The sequence below is a fragment of the Oleiphilus sp. HI0067 genome (genome assembly GCF_001635735.1).
In genome coordinates this window covers 1-761 of the sequence record NZ_LWFI01000561.1, presented here as the reverse complement: position 1 = coordinate 761, position 761 = coordinate 1, and the positions used below count along the sequence as shown (strand labels likewise).

Genomic DNA, 761 nt, shown 5'->3' with positions numbered 1-761 from the left:
GCATATAACAATGCTCTATCTTTGCGTCGTGCTCGAGCGGTCGCGACGGTGTTGATTGAAAAGTTTTCGGTGAACAAAGAACACATTCTGATTTCAGGGCAGGGGTTCGATTATCCAATTGCTGATAATTCAACCAAGCGCGGTCGCGCAAAAAATCGCCGCATGATCACTTATTTCGCAAAGCATGACCGATTCCAGAAAACGCAATGGAACATATGGACGGTTGAATTACGCTCGAATCAAAACGACAGTGAAGATAAACGTCGTTTTCAAACTGTTGATATCGAAGAGGCGCTATAACTATGGCTTTTTCAATTAAGAGATGCATTGGCGTTGTATTGCTTTTAAGTTTGCTAGCAGCTTGCGCTAGTAATGACGTGAACAACGAACCGCAGCATGAAGAGCAGGCATCGGAACAATCTGCTGATGATTCTGTGAACACAGAGTTGGTCAGTGCGCCTCAGGAACGAGAGCTCAGAATTGGAATATCTAATTTTGCCGAGCAAGATCTAATCTATGAACTAACCAAAGCATGGTTGGCGAAAAACACAAAGACTCAGCATATTCGTTTAAAGGCCGTGAATTTCGAGAACTTCACAGGCGCGGTAAATGCGATGCGTGACGACAAAATTGATCTTTACTGGGGTTACACAGCGTCATTTTTGAGTGCTTACAATATCAAAACCTCACCACCGTACGACGCTAAACTCGTCTATGAGAGAGTGAAATCTGTTCTAGCAGAAAACGAAAGCCAGTTTTCT

The 761-nt window shown here is 43.5% G+C and carries 1 protein-coding gene and 1 pseudogene; both read left to right on the top strand.

Going from position 1 to position 761, the window contains the following annotated elements:
* The coding region (locus tag A3739_RS06585) for an OmpA family protein (protein WP_156502409.1) at window positions 1-300 on the top strand (300 nt) is incomplete at its 5' end.
* A 2-nt stretch (window positions 301-302) separates the two neighbouring features.
* A pseudogene (locus A3739_RS06580) lies at window positions 303-761 on the top strand (hypothetical protein); the annotation flags it as partial.